The organism is Rhodoferax sp. GW822-FHT04A08, from assembly GCF_058801025.1.
The window spans coordinates 99,376-116,276 of the sequence record NZ_JBXAMW010000005.1; the positions used below are offsets into that span (position 1 = coordinate 99,376).

Here is a 16,901-nt window from a genome sequence, read left to right on the forward strand (position 1 = left end):
GGATTGGGGTTTAGGAAAGGGCCGCGTCTGCGCGCAGCTCCATACGGCGCCGGAACAGCGCGTAATACAGGACCGGTATCACCACCAGTGTGAGCAGGGTGGACACCAGAATGCCAAAGATGAGCGAGATGGCCAGCCCGTTGAAGATCGGGTCATCCAGGATGAAGAATGCGCCGATCATGGCTGCCAGACCGGTGAGCACGATGGGTTGCGCCCGCACGATGGCCGACTGCAGCACGGCCGACTTGAAGTCCACGCCTTCTTTCACCTGCAGCTCGATGAAGTCCACCAGCAGGATGGAATTGCGCACGATGATGCCGGCCAGCGCGATCATGCCGATCATGCTGGTGGCGGTGAACTGTGCGCCCAGCAGCGCGTGGCCTGGCATCACCCCGATGATGGTCAGCGGAATCGGCGCCATGATCACCAGTGGCGTGAGATAGCTCTTGAACTGCGCCACCACCAGCAGGTAGATCAGGATCAAGCCGACACCGTAGGCAGCTCCCATGTCGCGGAAGGTCTCGTACGTGATCTGCGATTCGCCGTCCCACTTGAGCGCGTATTGGCGGTAGGTGTCGGTGGGCTGGTGGATCCAGTACTCGGCATTGCCGGCCATGGGCTTGTCGGCAGCAGACTGCATCGTCGAGCGGATGCCAAACAGGCCGTACAGCGGCGAGTCGAGCTTGCCGGCCATATCGCCAAAGACATAGCTCACTTCCTTGAGGTCCTTGGTGCTGAGCGGCTTGTCGATGATGCCGCGTTCTACCTGTACCAGTTCGGACAGGGGAACCAGTTGCCCATTGGCCGCGCGCAGGGGCAGGGCCAGGATGGCATCCAGGCCGAGCTGCGACTGCAGGGGCAACTGGATGCGCACCGGCACCGGGTACTTGGAAACACCGTCGTGCAGATACGCCGCATCCGCACCCGCCAGGGCGGCTGAAACCGTCTGGGCGATGGATGCCACCGGTATGCCCAGCGATTCGGCGCGTTGCCGGCGCACGCGCAGGAAAGCACGCGGCGCATCTTCCCGCAGGCTGCTGTCCACGCCGACGATGTCAGGGGTTGCGGCAAATGCGGCCTCTACCTGGGCAGCCAGTTTCTGGCGACCGGCTTCGTCCGGGCCATAGATCTCTGCCACCAGGGGCGACATCACCGGCGGGCCAGGCGGCACCTCCACCACCTTGATGCGGGCATGGTGCTGCATGGCTATCTTTTCCAGGGCCGGGCGCAGGCGCTGGGCAATCACATGGCTCTTGTCGTCGCGGTGGTGCTTGTCCACCAGATTGACCTGCAGATCGCCCTGTTCGGCGTCCGAGCGCAGGTAGTACTGGCGCACCAGCCCGTTGAAGGTGATGGGCGAGGCGGTACCGGCATAGGCCTGCAGATCGGTCACCTCGGGCTGGGTTGCCAGATAGGCACCCAGTTCCTGCAGCGTGGCCGCGGTGTCTTCCAGCGGCGTTCCGGCAGGCATATCCACCACCACCTGGAACTCGCTCTTGTTGTCAAAGGGCAGCATCTTGAGCACCACCAGTTGCACCAGCGCCAGGCCTACCGACAGCAGCAAGGCCGCCAGAATGCCGCCCAGCAGCAGCCAGCGCTTGCGCGCACTGTCGAGAAACGGCCGGAGAACCGCATGGAAGATGCGCGTGATCCGGGTCGGGGCCGAAGCGGGTTGGGCCGTGCCGGAATGTGTCGGGTGCGCGCCGTGCTCGCGCATGAACTTGAGCGCCAGCCAGGGCGTCACGGTAAAGGCAATGGCCAGCGAGATCGCCATGCCCAAGCTGGAGTTGATCGGGATGGGGCTCATGTAGGGCCCCATCAGGCCGGACACAAAGGCCATGGGCAACAGTGCGGCAATCACGGTCAGCGTAGCCAGAATGGTCGGGCCACCCACCTCATCCACCGCCAGCGGAATGATGCTGCGCAAGGGCGCATCCGGTGTGAGCTGCTGGTGGCGGTGGATGTTCTCCACCACCACGATGGCGTCGTCCACCAGAATGCCGATGGAGAAGATCAGCGCAAACAGCGACACGCGGTTGAGCGTGAAGCCCCAGGCCCAGGAGGCAAACAGCGTGGCTGTCAGCGTCAGGATCACGGCAGTGCCGACGATGATGGCTTCCCGGCGCCCCAGTGCAAAGCCCACCAGCAGGATCACCGAGCCGGTGGCAAAAGCCAGTTTCTGGATCAGCTTGTTGGCTTTTTCGGCGGCGGTCTGACCGTAGTCGCGGGTGACGCTGGCGTGCACGCCTGCCGGGATCACGGTGTTGCGCAAGGCATCCATGCGCGCGCGCACGGCGCTGGACACGTCCACGGCGTTCTCCCCAGGCTTCTTGCTGACCTGGATGGTGACTGCCGGGTAGTTTTGGCCCGCTGCGGGCGCGCTGGCCGCGCCTTGGCTGGTCGCGGCGGTTGGGGTTGTGGCAAAGGCCGCGCCGGGCGTAAACCAGACGTAGTGCTGCGGCTGCAGGGTGCCAGTGCTGATATCGGCTACATCGCGCAGGAACACGGGCTTGCCGTTGCTCACGCCCACCACGATGTCGGCCACATCCTGTGCGTTGCGCAGGAACTCACCCGCGTCCACGGTCAGCATGTGGGAGCCCGGGCTGTTGGCGTTGCTGCTAGGTGTGGTGTCCAGGACGGCGCCGGCCGGCATGCCGTAGTTGGCCGCAGCCACCGTCTTTTGCAGCGTCAGCACGTCCACGCCCCGTGCCCGCAGGCGCTCCGGGTTGAGGGCGATGCGGATGGCGCGTCCCGGGCCGCCAATGGTCTGCACCTCGCGCACACCGGGCACGGCCTTCAGGTCGGCTTCCACCGCGTGGGCGACCGTCTCCAGTTCGGCAGCGGAACCCGCGTCCTGACTCCAGAGGGTCAGTGCTGCCACGGGGACATCATCAATGCCCTTGGGCTTGACGATGGGGGTCAGCGTGCCGAGATCGCGCGGCAGCCAGTCCTGGTGGGCGTTGAGCACGTCATACACGCGCACCAGCGCTTCGGTGCGCGGTACGCCCACCTTGAACTGCACCGTGAGAATGGCCATGCCGGGGCGGGCCACCGAATAAGTGTGCTCTATGCCGGCAATCTGCCCCAACACTTGCTCGGCGGGTTTGGCCACCATGTTCTGCACGTCCTGGCTGCTGGCCCCGGGGAAGGGAATCAGCACATTGGCCATGGTCACATTGATTTGCGGCTCTTCCTCGCGCGGCGTCACCAGCACGGCAAACAGGCCCAGCAGCAGCGCGACCAGCGCCAGCAGGGGCGTGAGCGCATTGCCCTGAAAGGCCGCGGCGATGCGGCCGGAGACACCCAATGAATTGGTTTGCTTCATGGAACGCTCACTTGGACGCGGGTGTCGCGTCGGGCTGGGCGGCACGCAGCGGGTCGGTGGCGACGACCTCGCCAGCACGCAGACCGGTGAGCACCTCGGTGCCCTCGCTGCCCAAATCGGCACCCAGACGCACGGCACGCAAGGCAAAGGTCTTGCCGGAAGCGACGTACACGGCGGTCAGCTCGCCACGGCGCACCACGGCGCTGGTGGGCACCAGCAAGCGTGCGCTGCCGGAACCGCCAGCAACGGCAAATTGCACACGCACCTGCTGGCCCGGGACCAGAGCAGCCGCCTCTTTGGCTGGCAGGTCCATGCGCCATTCGGTGGTCTGGGAGACCGGATCGCTGGAGGGGACCTCCACGCGATTGAGCGGGGTAATACTTTGGGGGGTACCCACACCACTGTCCACTACGACAGCGGTTTGTCGCGCCTGGCGCACGGCTGCGGTGCGTGAAGCTGGTACCTGCACCACCGCGCGCAGGGGCTGCGGCGTGTAGACCACCAGCAACGGCGTACCCGGTACGGCCAAGTCACCGGCCTGGGCAAAAGTCTGCAGAACCCAGCCGTCCAGCGGCGCCGTGACGCGGGTGTAGCCCTGTGCCAATGCCGATTGGCGGGCGCTGGCTGTGGCCTGTTCGCGTTGGGCCTGGGCTGACTGGAACTGCGCGGTAGCGGTATCGAGTGCGGCCTGGCTGACGAACCCTTGGGCCTGCAGGTCGCGTGTGCGCTCCAGCTGGGCCCGTGCGTTGCGCAGGTCGGCGTCGGTCTGGCTGACCTGCGCCTGGGCGCGTTGGCTGCCGACCTGGGCTTCGCGGTCGTCTATGGTGGCAATGACCTGGCCGGCACGTACCTTGTCACCGGCCTTGACGGAAAAGCTGACGATGCGCCCGGACGCCTGCGCGGCTACGGTGCTTTGTTTGACGGCCTGGATCACGCCATCGAGCACGTAGCTGTCTGCGCTGGCGCTGGACTTGACGGTAACGGTGGGGACAGCTTGGCTCTGTGCCAAGGCGGGACCGGCGCCCATGGTCACCAGGCCCAAAACGGCAGCCAATGTCATGCGGCGGGGGCACAATAGCGTGTAGGGAAAGGTTTTCATGCCCCGATTTTATACCCCATACAGTATTTTGTATAGGGGATACCTGCTTTTCCGCGGGTGTCCAGTGTTCGTATGCGATTGATATAGGTCAGTCGATTGCATACTAGTATGGGTATTATCGGGTTAATACCGTTGAAAGTACGAAATTCAAGTGTCTGATTCAAATAGCCCAGTCAAAAAGGTCATTCCCCTGACGGTGTCCACCGCGCCCATCGAGCCGCCCCCGGGTGCCGATCCGGAGTTGGTGTCGCTGTACCAGTCGCACAAGAAGATTTATCCGCGCAGTGTTTCCGGTGTGTTCTCGCGCTGGCGCTGGGTGCTGGTGTTCCTCACCCAGATCGTGTTCTACGGATTGCCCTGGCTGGAGTGGGGTCAACGCCAGGCGGTGCTGTTCGATCTGGGCGCACGCCGCTTCTACATCTTCGGCCTGGTGCTGTATCCCCAGGACTTCATCTATCTCACCGGCATCTTGGTGATCTCAGCGTATTCGCTGTTCCTGTTCACGGCGGTAGCAGGGCGTCTGTGGTGCGGCTACGCCTGCCCGCAGACGGTCTATACCGAAATATTCCTGTGGCTGGAAAAGCTGGCCGAGGGTGACCGCTCCATGCGCATGCGCCGCGACGCCGCGCCCTGGACACTGGAGAAGTTCGGTCGCAAGGCGGCCAAACAGTTCATGTGGATCACCCTGGCGCTGTGGACGGGTTTCACCTTCGTTGGCTACTTCACGCCGATCAAGGTGCTGGCTGGCGAATTTGCCCAGTGGAACCTGGGTTCCTGGGAAATCTTCTGGACCTTCTTCTACGCCTTTGCCACCTGGGGCAATGCCGGCTTCATGCGCGAGCAGGTCTGCAAATACATGTGTCCATATGCGCGCTTCCAAAGCGCCATGTTCGACAAGGACACCCTGGTCGTCACCTACGACAAGGAACGCGGTGAGCCGCGCGGCGCCCGCAGCAAGAAGGCCGATCCGGCAGCGCTGAATCTGGGCGCCTGCGTGGACTGCAGCCTGTGCGTGCAGGTGTGCCCCACCGGCATTGATATCCGCAACGGCCTTCAGTACGAGTGCATTGGCTGCGGCGCCTGTGCCGACGTCTGCGATACCGTGATGGACAAGGTGGGCTATGCGCGCGGCCTGGTCAAGTACAGCACCGAACATGCGCTGGAGCAAAAGTGGACGCGCCAGCAGACCCTGCGCCACGTGCTGCGCCCGCGCGTGCTGATCTACACCACCATCCTGGGTGTGGTGGTCACGGCCATGGCCGTCAGCTTGGCATTGCGCCTGCCATTCAAGGTCGATGTGGACCGCGACCGCGGTTCGCTGGCCCGCATTGCTGAAGGCGGCAAGATCGAGAACGTGTTCCGCATCCAGGTGATGAATGCGGCGGAGTCCTCCCAGTCCTTCCATATCTCGGTGGAAGGTCTGCCAGGACTGAGCGTGGCCAGCAACGCCGACGTGACCGTGGCCTCCACCGAGTCGCGCTGGGTACCGGTGCGGCTGCAGTTGCCCTACGAAGGCGCGGAGCCTGGCTCGCACACGATCCACTTCAAGATCGAAGCGACCGGCATTGGCAAGAGCGTCACCGAAAAGTCCGTCTTTATCGTGCCACGCTGAACCGTTCCGCGCTACAGTGACCCCATAAAAGCAGGAGACAAAAAATGAAGCAAAAGCTGATGTGGATTGCATGGCCTTCGTTTTTGATGGCGGGTGTTCTGGAGTTGCTGGTGTTCGCGGTCATTGATCCCCAGGACATGAGCTGGTTTGGCCACGCTTTCGAGCTGTCGCGCCAGGCCACCTACACCCTGGGCTTCTTCGTATTCTGGTTTGTGACCTCGCTGGCGGGCGCTCTGACGCTGTTCCTGTCGCTGCCGCCTAACGCGGTCAACCAAAGCCCCCTGTAGAGCTCCGTTCTGCAAGTCAGACGGGCGGTGTAAGCCTGTGTTGGTCTAAATCGTTTACAGTTGACGTTTACGTAAACGTCAAGTGCGCCTGCGATGCGCCGCCCGAGGAAGACCCATGACCGACCTATCTGCCGAATTCAAGGCACTTGCCAACTACCGCCCCAGCAACAAGGTGCGCTTTGTCACCGCTGCCAGCCTGTTTGACGGGCACGATGCGGCCATCAACATCATGCGCCGCATCCTGCAGAGCATGGGCGCCGAAGTCATCCACCTGGGCCACAACCGTAGCGTGGACGAGGTGGTGACCGCCGCCTTGCAGGAAGACGTGCAGGGCATTGCCATCAGCTCCTACCAGGGCGGGCATGTCGAATACTTCAAGTACATGGTGGACCTGCTCAAGAGCCGGGGCGGCGCACACATCCAGGTGTTTGGCGGTGGCGGCGGCGTGATCGTCCCACCCGAAATCCGCGAGCTGCATGCCTACGGCGTGGCCCGCATCTACAGCCCGGAAGACGGTCAGAAGATGGGCCTGGCCGGCATGATCGGCGAGATGGTGATGCGTTGCGACCAGGACTTGAGTCCCTTCGCGCCCAAGGACGTGGCAGCCCTGCAGGGCCACTCCGAGGCCAGCTGGCGTGCGTTGGCGCAATTGCTGACCGCCGTGGAAGCAGGCAAGGTGGATGCTGCACTGATGGGTGCTCTGCAAGCCCAGGCGGCGAGTCGCACCATTCCTGTGGTGGGTATCACCGGCACCGGCGGTGCGGGCAAATCGTCGCTGACCGACGAGCTGATCCGCCGCCTGCGTCTGGACCAGGACGACAGCCTGCGCGTGGCCGTCATCTCGATCGACCCTTCACGCCGCAAGAGTGGAGGCGCATTGCTGGGCGACCGCATCCGCATGAACGCGATTTCTCCGTGGAAGTCCGGCCCGCGCATCTTCATGCGCAGCTTGGCCACACGCGACTTCGGCTCCGAGATCAGCGCGGCATTGCCCGACGTGATCACCGCCTGCAAGGCTGCAGGATTCGATCTGATCGTGGTGGAAACCTCCGGCATCGGCCAGGGCGATGCGGCCATCGTGCCGCTGGTGGATGTGCCGCTGTATGTGATGACGCCGGAGTTCGGTGCGGCCAGCCAACTCGAAAAAATCGACATGCTGGACTTTGCTGAGTTCGTCGCCATCAACAAGTTCGACCGCAAGGGCGCCAGCGACGCGCTGCGCGACGTGGCCAAGCAGGTGCAGCGCAACAAGGAAGCCTGGACCACGCCTGCAGAGCAGATGCCGGTATTTGGCACCATGGCGGCACGCTTCAACGACGACGGTGTCACCGCCTTGTACCAGGCGCTGCTGCCGCGCCTGCAGGCTCTGGGCCTCCAGGCAAAAGCAGACGGCCTGTTGCCCCGCGTGAGCGTACGCTTCAGCTCCAACCAGACACCGGTGGTGCCGGCCGCAAGGGTGCGCTACCTGGCCGATATCAGCGATACCGTGCGCGCCTACAAGGCCAAGGCTCGCGCCCAGGCCAAGCTGGCGCGCGAGATCCAGCAACTGCGCGCAGCAGCCAACATGCTGGCGACCGACAAGCCGCACCGCCCCAAGGCGTCCGAGGCGGCCATCGATCTGGCTGAACAGCGGGAGTCCAACCAGGATGCTGCCGCTCGCAAGCTGCTGGCTCAGTGGCCCGAGATGCAAAAGGCCTACGCTGGTGACGAATACGTGGTGAAGATCCGCGACAAGGAGATTCGCACCGCGCTGACCACCAAGAGCCTCTCTGGCACCACCATCCGCAAGGTGGCCCTGCCGCAATACGAGGACCATGGCGAAATCCTCAAGTGGCTGATGCTGGACAACGTGCCCGGCAGCTTCCCCTACACCGCGGGTACCTTTGCCTTCAAGCGCGAAAACGAAGACCCCACGCGCATGTTCGCCGGCGAAGGCGATGCCTTTCGCACCAACAAGCGCTTCAAGCTGCTGAGCTCCGGCATGCCGGCCAAGCGCCTGTCCACCGCCTTCGACTCGGTCACCCTGTACGGCAACGACCCCGACCCGCGACCGGACATCTACGGCAAGGTGGGCAACAGTGGCGTGTCGATTGCCACGCTGGATGACCTCAAAGTCTTGTACAGCGGATTCGATTTGTGCAACCCGGCCACTTCGGTCAGCATGACCATCAACGGCCCGGCGCCCAGCATCCTGGCCATGTTCATGAACGCCGCCATCGACCAGAACATCGACAAATTCAAACAGGACAACGGCCGCGAACCCACCGAGACCGAGACCGCCAAGATCCGCGAATGGGTGCTGGCCAATGTGCGCGGCACGGTGCAGGCCGACATCCTCAAGGAAGACCAGGGCCAGAACACCTGCATCTTCAGCACCGAGTTCAGCCTGAAAGTCATGGGCGACATTGCCGAATACTTTGTGCACCATGACGTGCGCAACTTCTACTCGGTGTCGATCTCGGGCTACCACATTGCAGAAGCAGGTGCCAACCCGATCAGCCAGCTCGCCTTTACGCTCTCCAATGGTTTCACCTTTGTGGAGGCGTACCTGGCGCGCGGCATGCACATCGACGACTTCGCGCCCAACCTGTCCTTCTTCTTCAGCAACGGCATGGACCCGGAGTACACCGTCATGGGCCGCGTGGCCCGGCGCATCTGGGCGGTGGCCATGAAGGAGCGCTATGGTGCCAACGAACGGTCCCAAAAGCTTAAGTACCACATTCAAACGAGTGGCCGCAGCCTGCACGCGCAGGAGATCCAGTTCAACGACATCCGCACCACGCTGCAGGCCCTGATTGCCATCTACGACAACTGCAACAGCCTGCACACCAATGCGTTTGACGAGGCCATCACCACGCCTACCGAAGACTCAGTGCGCCGCGCCATGGCCATCCAGCTCATCATCAACCGCGAGTGGGGTCTGGCCAAGAACGAGAACCCCAACCAGGGTGCCTTCATCATCGAAGAACTCACCGAGCTGGTGGAAGAGGCCGTGCTGTCCGAGTTCGAGAAGATTGCTGAGCGCGGCGGCGTGCTGGGCGCCATGGAAACCGGCTACCAGCGCAGCAAGATCCAGGACGAGAGCATGACCTATGAAATGCTCAAGCACACCGGTGAGCTGCCCATCATCGGCGTCAACACCTTCCGCAATCCGCATGGCGACCAGGTGCAGGACAAGCTGGAGCTGGCCCGTTCCACCGATGAGGAAAAGCAAAGCCAGTTGAAGCGCCTGCAGGACTTCCACGCCCGCAACGCAGACAAGGCGCCCGCCATGCTGAAAGCCTTGCAACAGGCCGTGATCGAAAACAGGAATGTGTTCGAGGTGCTGATGGACGCGGTGCGGGTCTGCTCGCTGGGGCAGATTACCAACGCCCTGTTCGAGGTGGGTGGTCAGTACCGGCGCAGCATGTAAGGCTCAGGCCTTCTTCGTCATCACGACCTTCTGGTACAGGCCTGCGAAGTAAGTCTGTTTTTCGATCTTTTCCACTGGCGCACCTTCGGGTAGCCAGCTGGCGATCTCGTGGTTCCAGACATCCATGGCAAAGGGCTCCAGTATGGTGAGCACCGGCACCATGAGGTAACGGAACGGGCTGAAGGCGCGGGGCTTGTGGTAGTCCACAAACACCAGCCTGCCGCCCGGCTTGGTGACCCGCAGGGCCTCGGCAATGGTCTTGCGGCGCACTTCGGCAGGCTGCTCGTGCAGCAGAAAGAACACCACCGTGGAGTCGTGGCTGCCGTCGGCAAACTGCAGCGCGGTGGAGTCCTGCAGATGGGCATTCACCCGCTGCGTGTTCTTGAGCTTGGCGTGCAGGTTCTTGATCTGTATGGGCGCCACATCAATCACGTCCACGCTGCCCTGCGGACCCAGACGCCGCACCAGATGTTCGGTGAAATCGCCATACACGCAGGCCACCTGCAGTACGCGGCCATTGATGACTTCGCCCATTTCCTGCAAGGCGGCGTCGCGCAGGCGCGCAAAGTTGCCCCACAGAATCAGGTTGACCAGCCACTGGCGTTCAAAGATGTGCACCGCACGCGGATGCAGGTAAGCCCACCAGTACGTGTTTTCCAGATAGGCTGGAATCGTGGCTGGAGGTAGCGCGTGTTTGGCGGACAGGGAAGTGGTTTCCACGGTATTGGCGGCGGGAGGTGGGCTCACTACATGTCTTTCAGGATGGGCCCGGTGCAGCAGAGCGGCACCGGGCAGTGGGAAGAGGTCAACAGTATCGCCACAAGCTCTTACAAACTGGTGAAGAAACCGATGCCAACCAGCGTCAACAGGGTCAGGCCGAACGCGATCAGTGTGAAGCCCAGGATCCTGGATGCCTTCATCTTGGCCGGTGACGGAGCATCGACCAGGCGGCTTTCCAGCTCGCCGCTATCGACCAAGCGCTGGTACTCCAGCGGATGCTCGTGCTTGAACTCTTCGAGCGAGAAGGTGCCGGTGAACATCACCACCTCCAGCGGGAACTTGTCGGGCCGGAAGTGGTTGTTGAAGAAGTGCACGGTGAACAGGAACACCACCGCCAGGAAGGCCTCTTCGCCGTGGAAGATGGCCGCCACATTGAACACCCAGCCCGGCAGGAAGGCACCAAACACATTGGGCAGCCACATCACCAGGCCACTGACGCCGATGATGGTGACACCCCAGAACGGAGCCCAGTAGTCGAACTTCTCCCAATAGGTCCAGCGGTCAAACTTCGGACGCGGACCCTTGCCGAAGAACCACTTGAACATGCCCAGCATGTCGGCAGCGTCCTTCAGATTGGGCACCAGCGAGTTCGGGCCGAAGATCTTGAAGTTCTTCCAGTCGCGTGCCACGCGCATGCCCATGTAGAACAGGTGCCAGAAGAACACGCCAGCAAAGATCACCGCATTGACCCGGTGGATCTTGCCCGCAATGTGCGGGCCGCCCAGGGCGTTCATCAGGTGCGATGCCCAGGGTGCATCCGGATAGAACAGCGGCATACCGGTCAGCGTGAGGATCATCAGGCTCAGTGCGAAGGTGATGTGGCCCAGGCGCCAGATCGGGCTGAAGCGCTGGATATGCTTGCCGGCCATATTGGCTGGAAGCACGTCGGCCTTGATGTGCGGCTGGCTTTGGCGTTGCTTGCGTTCCTTGTACTCGCGGAAGAACCACAGCAGGGTGTGCAGCCAGAAGAAGCCGAAGGTACCCACCAGCAACTGCACCATGATCTGGAAGGCAATCCAGATTTGCGGGTACTTGTTGAAGTCGTGGTGGTTGCCGTGTGGCTGGAAGGAGGCAAAACCGTCCGGCGCCAGCGGGATTTCCTTCTTACCGCTGTGGCAGGTCTTGCAGGTCTTCATGCGGTTGTCCGGATGGACCTTGGAGGCCGGGTCATCCACCCGCAGGATGTCGTGGCTGCCATGGCAGTTGTAGCACTTGGCGGTATAGGCATAGCCTAGCGTGCTGATCTGGCCGTGGTAGGTGGCCTTGTACGACGCAAAGTTGGCCTCGTGGCAGCTTCCGCACTGCGAGGAGATGGACAGCTTGAAAGCGTTACCCGAGGTGCTGTTGACGGAATGCGCGCTGTGGCAGTCGCTGCAGACGGCGGCCTTGGGGTTGTGCTTTTCCAGCGATTCTTTGCCATGCACCGAGTCGGTATAGGCTTCCAGCTGGTCGGTGTGGCAGTTTTCGCCGCAGGTCTTGGAAATGCTCAGGCGCCAGGCGGCGCGCTCCGGCGAGTCCTTGGGCAGGCTGGCCGAAGGCACATTGAAGCTATGGGTGTCGTGGCAGTTGTCGCACGTGGCGTTGGGCTTGGTCTCGTCGTCTTCATTGGGCTTGGCGTGGAAGGACTTCTTGTACAGCTCAATGTTCTGAACTACCGTGCCCAGACGTGGGCGCTCGGCGGCCTTGCCATCCTTTTGCACCTGTTCCCAGAGCGCCTGGTGGCAGCCCGCACAGTCCACTTTCTTCAGCGGCTCGGTGGTGTTCTTCTGGTGGGCATTGCCTGTGCCCGCGTTGTCCTTGATGTCGGTGTGGCAGGCCACGCACTGCATCTTGCCGTGCACACCCTTGGCCAGCGCGTCTGCGGCGACCGCATGCAACACCCGTTCCTTGCCCTTGCCGTCGCTGGCTTTGAGTTTGCCTTTGCCACCATCGTGGCAGCTCAGACAAGTGGCGTTGTCCAACCCGGTTGCGGCGGCGCTCGCCGCGCTTTGGGCCCAGGCCCCGACTGACAGAAACAGTGCCAGAAGGCACATCAAGAAGTGACGCAGTGACAGAGCAGGGTTGGTTTGCATGGTGTATTTCAGATTATTTTGGATGCTACTTCCCGAGGACCATTATGTGGGGCGAGTGAAGAAGGCCACAACCATTACCAGCGGAGGACTTGATTTACCTCAATCTACTGTTGTGAACAGTCCCAATGGCGTCCGGTGGGCGCGTGCGGTTATCCGCCGGCCGCACCCTTGATTTGCCCGGCCCATGCCAGAATCTGCCCACTTTCCCGCACTTACTGACCATGAACACGCTCTCAGACTTTCCCATCACCCGCAAATGGCCTGCCCAGTATCCGCAGCGCCTGCAGCTGTACTCGCTGCCCACCCCGAACGGAGTCAAGGTTTCCATCATGCTGGAGGAAACCGGCCTGCCGTATGAGCCACATCTGGTGAGCTTCCAGACCAATGACCAGACTTCGCCGGAGTTCCTTTCGCTCAATCCCAACAACAAGATTCCCGCCATCATTGATCCCGACGGCCCGGGCGGCAAGCCGCTGGCGCTGTTCGAATCCGGCGCCATCCTGTGGTACCTGGCCGAAAAGACCGGCCAACTGATTCCGGCGGATGCAGCCGGGCGCTACGAAACCCTGCAGTGGCTGATGTTCCAGATGGGCGGGATTGGCCCCATGTTTGGCCAGGTGGGCTTCTTCCACAAGTTTGCCGGCAAGGACTTTGAAGACAAACGTCCGCGCGACCGCTACGTGGCCGAAAGCCGCCGCCTGCTGGGTGTGCTCAACCAGCGCCTGGAAGGGCGCGCGTGGGTCATGGGTGAGAGCTACACCATCGCCGACATTGCCATCTTCCCCTGGGTGCGCAACCTGATCGGTTTCTATGGTGCAGGTGATCTGGTGGGTATAGAGAAGTTCCCGCAAGTGATTCGTGCACTGGAGCAGTTCGTGGCGCGCCCAGCGGTGGAGCGCGGCCTGCAGATTCCGAAAGCAGCGGCTTGAACCGTTCAGCGGAGAAGCACAGGCTGTTGCTGGGCGGCATGCTGCTGGTAACGGCTCTGGTGTGCTTTGTCATTCTGGACACCACCACCAAGTGGGTGACGCAAACCGTGCCGCCCTTGATGGCGTTGTGGGTGCTGTTCGGGATTCAGGCGGCGGTATCCATTGCCTTTGTTTCCTGGCGTCGCGGGTTCGCGAGCATGCGCACGGTTCATCTGAAGTGGCATGTGGTGCGCGGTGTGCTGCTGCTGGCGGTCCAGGGGCTTGCGTTCTTCAGCCTGCGCTATTTGCCGGTAGGCGAATTCACCGCCATGGCCATGACCACGCCCCTGTTTGTCACGCTGCTGGCGAGCCGGATTCTGGGGGAACACGTATCGCTGTATCGGCTGTTGTTGGTGGGTGGCGGCCTGGCCGGCACCCTGATCATCGTGCGGCCCGGCAGCGGTGTGTTCGGCTGGGCCGTGCTGTTGCCAATGGGGTTGGTCTTTTTCAATACGGCGTACCAGCTGCTGACCAGCCGTATGGCCCGCACTGAAGATGCGGTGAGCACCCAGGCCTATACCTGTTCGACCGCGTTGCTGTGTCTGACTGTGGTTCTTCCCTGGATCTGGGCGCCCGTGCCGGACCTGCAGGCTGGGCTGGGTCTGCTGGTGATGGGGCTGGCTGCATCGGCAGGCAATCTGCTGTTCATCCTGGCGTTTGAGCGAGCCCCGGCGGCCACGCTGACACCCTATATGTATCTGCAGATCGGCTTAGGCATTCTGGGCGGCTGGCTGGTGTTCAGGCACGTGCCCGATGCGCAATCGGTCATGGGCATGGGTCTGATTGCTGCATGCGGCGTGGCGGGCGCGGTCCTGACGCTGCACGAAAAGCACAGGCTCGCCGCGACCTGAGTCTTCACGGCAATCCCACCGCCAAGCCATCGCTGCGCGGATCGTGCGCGCCGGTCATTTGGCCGCTGACTGCGTCGATGGCAATGGCGCCCGGGTGTCCCATGAGCGGATTGCGCGCATCGATCAGGCTGATGGCGTGCCCACGCGTGCGCAACTGCGCGACCACGCTTGCAGGGATGTCGCTTTCCAGCTTGAGCGTGTCCTGGCTGTCGGAGAACGTTTTGCCCAGCAGGAAGCGCGGCTGGCGCAGCGCGGTCATGGGGTCCATGCCGTAGTCAATCAAGCGTGTGAGCACTGCCGCCAGGGTTTGCGGTTGTCCGTCGGCGCCCTGGGTGCCGTAGAGCAGTTGCACCTTGCCGTTCTTGCGGTACATGCCGGGGTTGAGCGTGTGAAACGGGCGCTTGGCCGGCGCGAGCGCATTGGGGTGTGTTGGATCCAGCGAAAACGAGGCGCCCCGGTTGTGCCAGATCAGCCCGGTGTCGCCCACCACCATGCCGCTGCCCCAATCAAAGTAGATGGTGGCCAGCATGGAGACACTGTTGCCAGCCATGTCGGTTGCGCCCACATACACCGTGTCCCCGGTTTGAAACGTCTGCGGCCAGGGCAAGGCCGCACCCATGCGGATGGCGCGTGCGCGCGCATCCAGGTGGGCCGTGGACAACAGCCCACCGACAGGGACCATGGCGAATTCCGGATCGGCCACCCAGCGGTTGCGGTCCATGAACGCCTGCTTCACCGCCTCCACCAGCAGGTGGTAGTAGTCGGCACTGCCTTCGGCAATGCCCTGCAGGTCGAAGCGCTCCAGGATGCCCATGATTTCCAGCGTGGTCATGCCTTGCGTGGGGGGCTGGTGCGCCAGCAGTTCGCCGCCGCGGTAGGGCAGGGACAGCGGTTGCTCCAGCCGGGCCCGCGTCAGCGCCAGATCGTGCTGGGTGAGCGGTGAGCCTGCAGCTTGCAGTGCGCTGCCCATGCGCTCGGCCAGCTTGCCCTCATAGAACTCCCTGGGGCCGCGCTCGGCCAGTGTTTCCAGGGTGCGGGCCAGATCGGGTTGGCGTCGCACAAAGCCCGCGGGGGGAATCTGACCTTGGTGCAGAAAATGGCGATAGATGTCGGGCAGCGCCTGGGCATCGGGCAAACGGAAATTCAGCCAGAAGCGCTCGGAGTCGCTCACCTCGTAGCCGTCGCGCGCCAGCGCGATGGCCGGGGCCAGCAAATCGCCCCAGCTCCGGCTGCCGCCCAGGTCGTCGCGGCTGATGGCCTGCGCCTGCGCCAGCGTGTCCACGGTTGCAGCGCTGGTCAGTGCGGAGCGCGGGCCCCGCAGCGGGATGGCCCCGTCATAAGCCGGTACCACGGCGGCAGACTGGCCAATGCCCGAAAGCGTTTGCACACGCCCCTGTGCATCGCTGATGAGCATGAAGGCGTCACCCGCCAGCCCGCAGAAGTGCGGGTAGGTCACGCACAGGCTGGCCGTGGTGGCAATCGCAGCTTCCACCGCATTGCCACCACGTTCCAGTATCTGTGCCCCGACTTGACTGGCCAGTGCATGCGGACTGGTCACCATGCCCCGGGAGGAATGTGTCGATGCAGTGCCCCTCATGGGTTGAGCGCCAGCATGTGGTCGCAGATGGCGCCCGGTGTCGTGAACCAGATGTCTCCAGCGTCACGCGCGCGGGCAATGTGCTGCAGGGCACGCCGCAAGTGCCGCAGGCGATACGGCTGGCCGACGATGTAAGGATGCAGCGCAATCCCCATGACCAGCGGCTGTTGGAGGCTCTGCAGCAGCATTTCGTCAAAGTTGTCGATCACCATGTCGGCAAAGGCACAGGCATCCATGTGCCGGCCCATGATCATGGGGATGTCGTTGAGTTCCTGCGGGTAGGGGATGGACCACAGCGTCTGGCCGCTGCGTGTGTGCATGCGCGTGGGTTGGTCGTCATGACACCAGTTCAGGCTGTAGCTGTAGCCGGTTTCCGCCAACAGGTCCGGCGTGCTGCGGCTCTCCGATATCCAGGGAGACAGCCAGCCAGCAGGCACCGCACCCTGCCATTGCGCAATGCGTGTGCGGCAGCCGTCCAGCAACTGGCGTTCCTGGTCCTCCGTGAGGTCCGACTGGCGGAACGCGTTGCTATGTCCATGCCCTATCAGTTCGTCGCCCCGCGCCAGCACCGCCTGCAGCAATTCAGGGCAATGGTCCATCAGCGCGGTATTGACGAGGGCACCGGTGGGCAGACTCAGTTGGTCAAACAGCTCCAGGCAGCGCCAGGCTCCCACCCGGTTGCCATATTCACGCCAGCTGTAGTTGAGCACGTCCGGCTGTGGCGATGCCGGGCCTATGCCGGCACCCAGTCCCTCGCCGAAGGCAAAGTGCTCCAGATTGAACCCTATATAGACAGCCAGCCGCTTTCCCTGGGGCCAGTGGTAGTCGGGGCGCCGGGCAATGCCGCTGTAGGCAAAGCGCCCGTGGCCGGGAAGGGTGGCAAATGGAGTCACCATGG

Annotated in this window: 11 protein-coding genes; 5 read left to right on the forward strand and 6 right to left on the reverse strand. The window is 62.9% G+C overall.

Features of this window, described 5'->3' with window-relative positions:
* Window positions 1-10 precede the first annotated feature (10 nt).
* Window positions 11-3,325 (reverse strand): efflux RND transporter permease subunit, encoded by a 3,315-nt coding sequence (locus AC1RMF_RS12050; protein WP_342620584.1) that lies wholly within the window; start codon window positions 3,323-3,325, stop codon window positions 11-13.
* Between the two features lie 7 nt (window positions 3,326-3,332).
* On the reverse strand, window positions 3,333-4,424 hold the full coding sequence (locus AC1RMF_RS12055; protein WP_342620585.1) for an efflux RND transporter periplasmic adaptor subunit: 1,092 nt from the start codon (window positions 4,422-4,424) through the stop codon (window positions 3,333-3,335).
* A gap of 151 nt (window positions 4,425-4,575) precedes the next feature.
* Here AC1RMF_RS12055 and ccoG point away from each other — a divergent pair, with 151 nt between their 5' ends.
* From ccoG to icmF, 3 genes are all read left to right on the forward strand, one after another.
* Window positions 4,576-6,036, forward strand: coding sequence for a cytochrome c oxidase accessory protein CcoG (gene ccoG, locus AC1RMF_RS12060; protein ID WP_446738014.1), 1,461 nt, complete (start codon window positions 4,576-4,578; stop codon window positions 6,034-6,036).
* A 44-nt stretch (window positions 6,037-6,080) separates the two neighbouring features.
* Entirely contained in the window at window positions 6,081-6,323 is a 243-nt protein-coding gene (locus AC1RMF_RS12065; RefSeq protein WP_342620586.1) for a hypothetical protein, read from the forward strand.
* 115 nt (window positions 6,324-6,438) lie between these two features.
* Window positions 6,439-9,735: a fused isobutyryl-CoA mutase/GTPase IcmF gene (icmF, locus tag AC1RMF_RS12070; RefSeq protein ID WP_493141679.1), complete on the forward strand. Its 3,297-nt coding sequence runs from the start codon at window positions 6,439-6,441 to the stop codon at window positions 9,733-9,735.
* A gap of 3 nt (window positions 9,736-9,738) precedes the next feature.
* Here the strand turns inward: icmF and rquA are convergent, their stop codons facing one another.
* Window positions 9,739-10,482, reverse strand: a complete 744-nt coding sequence (gene rquA / locus AC1RMF_RS12075) for a rhodoquinone biosynthesis methyltransferase RquA (RefSeq protein ID WP_342620588.1) — start codon at window positions 10,480-10,482, stop codon at window positions 9,739-9,741.
* Between the two features lie 80 nt (window positions 10,483-10,562).
* The gene (locus tag AC1RMF_RS12080) at window positions 10,563-12,587 is read right to left on the reverse strand and encodes a cytochrome C (RefSeq protein ID WP_493141682.1); all 2,025 of its coding nucleotides are present in this window, start codon (window positions 12,585-12,587) and stop codon (window positions 10,563-10,565) included.
* Between the two features lie 221 nt (window positions 12,588-12,808).
* Here AC1RMF_RS12080 and AC1RMF_RS12085 point away from each other — a divergent pair, with 221 nt between their 5' ends.
* Window positions 12,809-13,516: a glutathione S-transferase N-terminal domain-containing protein gene (locus AC1RMF_RS12085; protein ID WP_493141684.1), complete on the forward strand. Its 708-nt coding sequence runs from the start codon at window positions 12,809-12,811 to the stop codon at window positions 13,514-13,516.
* Window positions 13,513-14,406, forward strand: coding sequence for a DMT family transporter (locus AC1RMF_RS12090; protein WP_493141686.1), 894 nt, complete (start codon window positions 13,513-13,515; stop codon window positions 14,404-14,406). The genes AC1RMF_RS12085 and AC1RMF_RS12090 overlap by 4 nt, the downstream gene beginning before the upstream one ends.
* 4 nt (window positions 14,407-14,410) lie before the next feature.
* On the opposite strand, the gene AC1RMF_RS12095 is transcribed toward AC1RMF_RS12090, so the two are convergent.
* Window positions 14,411-15,967, reverse strand: coding sequence for a gamma-glutamyltransferase family protein (locus AC1RMF_RS12095; protein ID WP_493141688.1), 1,557 nt, complete (start codon window positions 15,965-15,967; stop codon window positions 14,411-14,413).
* A 32-nt stretch (window positions 15,968-15,999) separates the two neighbouring features.
* Window positions 16,000-16,899 carry a polysaccharide deacetylase family protein gene (locus AC1RMF_RS12100; RefSeq protein WP_493141690.1) on the reverse strand — a complete coding sequence of 300 codons (900 nt, stop codon included), beginning with the start codon at window positions 16,897-16,899 and terminating at the stop codon, window positions 16,000-16,002.
* Window positions 16,900-16,901: the final 2 nt, after the last annotated feature.

Coding starts and splice junctions, on each gene's coding strand:
- AC1RMF_RS12055 (WP_342620585.1), bottom strand. CDS start 4,424: ATGAAAACCTTTCCCTACACGCTATTGTGCCCCCGCCGCATGACATTG.
- AC1RMF_RS12085 (WP_493141684.1), top strand. CDS start 12,809: ATGAACACGCTCTCAGACTTTCCCATCACCCGCAAATGGCCTGCCCAG.
- AC1RMF_RS12100 (WP_493141690.1), bottom strand. CDS start 16,899: ATGGTGACTCCATTTGCCACCCTTCCCGGCCACGGGCGCTTTGCCTAC.
- AC1RMF_RS12065 (WP_342620586.1), top strand. CDS start 6,081: ATGAAGCAAAAGCTGATGTGGATTGCATGGCCTTCGTTTTTGATGGCG.
- AC1RMF_RS12095 (WP_493141688.1), bottom strand. CDS start 15,967: ATGGTGACCAGTCCGCATGCACTGGCCAGTCAAGTCGGGGCACAGATA.
- AC1RMF_RS12080 (WP_493141682.1), bottom strand. CDS start 12,587: ATGCAAACCAACCCTGCTCTGTCACTGCGTCACTTCTTGATGTGCCTT.
- AC1RMF_RS12050 (WP_342620584.1), bottom strand. CDS start 3,325: ATGAAGCAAACCAATTCATTGGGTGTCTCCGGCCGCATCGCCGCGGCC.
- icmF (WP_493141679.1), top strand. CDS start 6,439: ATGACCGACCTATCTGCCGAATTCAAGGCACTTGCCAACTACCGCCCC.